At 73.4% G+C, this 3551-nt stretch carries 3 protein-coding genes; 2 read left to right on the top strand and 1 reads right to left on the bottom strand.

Going from position 1 to position 3551, the window contains the following annotated elements; all coding sequences use genetic code 11:
• Positions 1-16: 16 nt before the first annotated feature.
• Positions 17-832 (bottom strand): TIGR03089 family protein, encoded by an 816-nt coding sequence (locus PLL68_RS11570; protein ID WP_324534236.1) that lies wholly within the window; start codon positions 830-832, stop codon positions 17-19.
• An 87-nt stretch (positions 833-919) separates the two neighbouring features.
• On the opposite strand from PLL68_RS11570, the gene PLL68_RS11565 reads away from it, so the two are divergent.
• Both PLL68_RS11565 and PLL68_RS11560 read left to right on the top strand, forming a co-directional pair.
• Complete coding sequence (locus PLL68_RS11565; RefSeq protein WP_324534234.1) at positions 920-1324, top strand: FAD synthase family protein; 405 nt, start codon at positions 920-922, stop codon at positions 1322-1324.
• Complete coding sequence (locus PLL68_RS11560; protein ID WP_324534233.1) at positions 1321-3489, top strand: hypothetical protein; 2169 nt, start codon at positions 1321-1323, stop codon at positions 3487-3489. The genes PLL68_RS11565 and PLL68_RS11560 overlap by 4 nt, the downstream gene beginning before the upstream one ends.
• The last annotated feature ends 62 nt before the right edge of the window (positions 3490-3551 follow it).

The raw sequence follows: 3551 nt of genomic DNA, 5'->3' as shown, positions 1-3551 counted from the left end.
GGCCGACGGTCAGCGCTCAGGACCGGCGCGTCACGCCCTCGGCGACGAACCGTGACGTGAGGACGTCGGCACCCGCGTCGCCGCGGGAGAGGACGAGCGAGCCGTCGCCTGCCCACACCTCGAGCGCGAGGCGCAGGAACGCTGCGGTGTCCGCCGTGCTGGTGTGCACCCGCTCGCCTCTGGCGACTGCCTCGGGCACGACGGCGGCGTAGGTCGTCTCGCCGTCGCCGTCGCCGTCGCCGTCGCCGTCGCCGTCGCCGTCGCCGAGCAGGCGCAGCGCCACGTCGGACGGATCCGGCTCGTCCCACGCATCGAACACGTCACCGTGGGTCGCGAGCTCGCGGGCCTCGTCCACCGCTCCGGCGGGAACGGGCACCGTGGCCGAGCGGGCCAGCGCCGCGAGGGTCACGAACACCACGTCGGCCCCGGATGCGGTCGCCGCCGAGGCGACGTCGACGGCATCCGTCACGACCACGTCGACCCCAGCGTCACCGGAGTCGGCAGCGGCTGCCGCACCCCCGGCATCCGGGCGCCGTCTGGCGGGCACGTCGACAGCCGCGCCGACAGACCACGTCGCGAGCGCCCAGTAGAGCGTGCGCCAGTGCGGCGGCAGGTCCAGCCGCACCACCGAACCGCCCCCGACGTCGAGGTCGTCGCGCAGGAGGTTCGCCCCCTTGGCCACCCAGTTGGCGAGGACGCGCGCGGACAGCTCGATGCGCTCGCCGCGGGTGGCGGAGTCGGTGTCGTCGTACACGGTGATGCGCGGTCGCCCGGGGTCGGCGGCGACGAGGGCGCGCAGGAGGTGGGCCGGGGTCGGGTGCGCGGTGCTCACGCAGGCGACCATAACCGGCGCCCCCGACAGGGCCACGCTGGTCGGTGACCTGCCCGCCGGGCAGCAGCCCGGCACTAGGCTCGGGACATGAGTGAACGCACGGTGATCACCTTCGGAACCTTCGACGTCTTCCACGTCGGCCACATCCGGGTGCTCCAGCGTGCCGCCGCGCTCGGTGACCGGTTGGTCGTCGGCGTCTCGGCAGATGCCCTCAACCTGGCCAAGAAGGGTCGCGCCCCCGTGTACTCGCAGGAGGAGCGGATGGAGATCGTCGCGAGCCTGCGGGTCGTCGACGAGGTCTTCGTCGAGGAGTCGCTGGAGCAGAAGCGCGACTACATCATCGAGCACGGTGCCGACGTCCTCGTCATGGGTGACGACTGGACGGGCAAGTTCGACTGGGTGAGTGACGTCTGCGAGGTCGTCTACCTTCCGCGCACGCCGTCGGTGTCCACCACCGGGATCATCGAGCACATCGCCAGCCTGGGTTCGTGAGGTCCCGCCTCCTGACGTCGCTGGCGCTCGGGGCGGCCCTGTGGGTCGTTCTCGTGAGCGCGGTGGGGGCTGTGCTGTCGGGGTTCGGGTGGTGGTCACCGGTGGTCGCATGGCCCGTTGCGGTGGTGGTGGCCGTGGCGAGCGGGTGGTGGGCCCGCAGCGTTCCAGGCGTGCGGATGCCGGTCGCGGCGTCGGGCGCCCTCGTCGCCGTCACGCTCGGGTTCACCGTCTGGGTGGGTGCCACGCACTCCGAGCAGGTCCTGCCCCGGCGTGACGCTGCGAGCAACCTCCAGGCGGCCGTGAGCCTCGCGACCACCCATGAACGCGTCGTCGGCATCGATGCCGAGTCGGTGGGCGGGCCGGCGGTGCTCGCGCTCGACGGGGTGACCCTCGCGAGCCCGGCCTTCTTCCAGGTGGGCACACCGCAGGAGCCGGCCGTGCAGCCGCAGTTCGTCGTCGGGCCAGCCGTGGTCTACGGCTTCGGGTGGTGGGCCGGTGGTGGGCCGGTGGCCCTTGTCCTTCCCGCCGTGGCGATGGGTCTGGCACTTCTTGCGTTGGGGCTCCTCGTGGCGCGGGTGGTCAGCGCCTGGGCGGGGGTGGTGTCGGCGCTGGGGGTCGGGCTGCTGTTCCCGGTGGTGCACACGGCGCGCGCCACCTATTCGGAGCCGCTCGCGATGCTCACCCTTACGGGCGCCCTGCTGGCCCTGACGATCGCCGTGGCGCAGTCGTCGGATGCCGTGCCGGGGCCGGTTGGCGCGCCGGGGCCGGGCTTCGTGGGTGACCAGTCGTCACAGGGTCGCGTGCTCGAGGGATCGCTGGCGTGGCCGGACGGTGCCGGGCGGGCTGCGCTCGTCGCGGGGGTGCTGCTCGGCGGCACTGGTCTGGTGCGCATCGATGCCCTGCGCGAGGCCGTGCTCCTCCTGCCGGTGCTCGCGCTGGGGGCGGTCCTCGGAGCCAGGTGGGTGCGCCCTGCCCTGGTCGGGTTGCTGACTTCTCTGGCGGTGGCCGCGGCGGCAGCGGTGACGTTGTCGTCGGAGTACGTCGCCGCCATCGCGGGCAGCCTCCTGCCGCTGGTGGCGCTCGCGGTGGTGGTGGGGGCGGCGTCGCTGGTGGCCGTCGCCCTGCGCAGGAGGGGGGTGCGGATGCCGCTCGCCCCGAGCATGGTTCGACGCCTCCCCGACGTGGCTGCGGCAGGCGTGGTCGTCGTGGGAGTCGCCCTCGCCTCTCGTCCGCTGTGGCTCGTCGTGCGTCAGGACGCGAGCGATCCCGGTGCCCGGTACGTCGCCGGGATGCAGGCGCGGTTGGGCCTACCGATCGATGGTGGACGGACCTACGCCGAGCAGTCGGTCGCGTGGCTGTCGTGGTACCTCGGCCCGGTGGCGCTCGCGGTGGCGCTCGTCGTCCTCGCGGTGCTCGTGCGTCGAGCGGTGTCGTCAGTCGCGCTGGGCCGGATCGAGGCATGGGTGCCTGCGCTGGTGGTGGCAGCAGGGTCGACCCTGCTGACCCTGGCGCGTCCCGGCATCACCCCGGACCACCCGTGGGCCGATCGCCGGTTGCTCATCGCGCTGCCGCTGGTGGTCGTGCTCGTCGTGGTGGCTGGGCAGTGGTTGGTGGAGCGCACTGCGGTCGCGGGGGCACCCGCGGGCAGGGTGTGGGCTGGCCGGCTGGGCGCGGCGGTGCTCGGGCTGCTCGTCGTCGGGCCGGCGCTCGTCGCGACCTGGCCGCACCGCGCAGGCGGGGTGGAGCGAGGCTCGCTGTCGGCGGTGGAGCGCGTGTGTGACTCCCTGGCCCCCGGGGACGTCGTGATGGCGGTCGACTCTCGAGCCGCGAACGAGTGGCCGCAGGTGGTGCGGGGCATGTGCGAGGTCCCGACCTTGTCGACGACGTCGTTCCTGCGGCGTGACCCTCTTGCCTTGCGGGCGGTCGTGGACCAGGTGTCGGCGGCAGTGGGGGAGCGGGGTGGGAGGCTCGTCCTCCTCGGTGCGGACTCACCCGACGCCGGCGCTGGCGGTGCGGCGCAGGAACCCGAGGTCTTCTCGGCTGTCGGCCTTCGCGCCGAGCTCGTTGCCGACGTGCTCGTCCGCGAGGACGAGCACGTGCTGGTGACCCGACCGACCGGGACTGATCCGCTGCCCGTACGGGTCTGGCTGGCGCCTGCGGACTGAGCGCCGACACGCCCGGGTGAGAGCCGATTTGGTGGGCTCCGTGGAGTCGGTCTACAGTTTTC

The sequence above is a fragment of the Ornithinibacter sp. genome (assembly GCF_035443565.1).
Classification (GTDB): domain Bacteria; phylum Actinomycetota; class Actinomycetes; order Actinomycetales; family Dermatophilaceae; genus Fodinibacter.
Note: the sequence above shows the minus strand (reverse complement) of the source record. Positions and strands in the feature narration are given on the sequence as shown.

Bases quoted from the DNA above. Each gene is read 5' to 3' on its own strand.
- PLL68_RS11565 (WP_324534234.1), top strand. From the start codon at position 920: ATGAGTGAACGCACGGTGATCACCTTCGGAACCTTCGACGTCTTCCAC.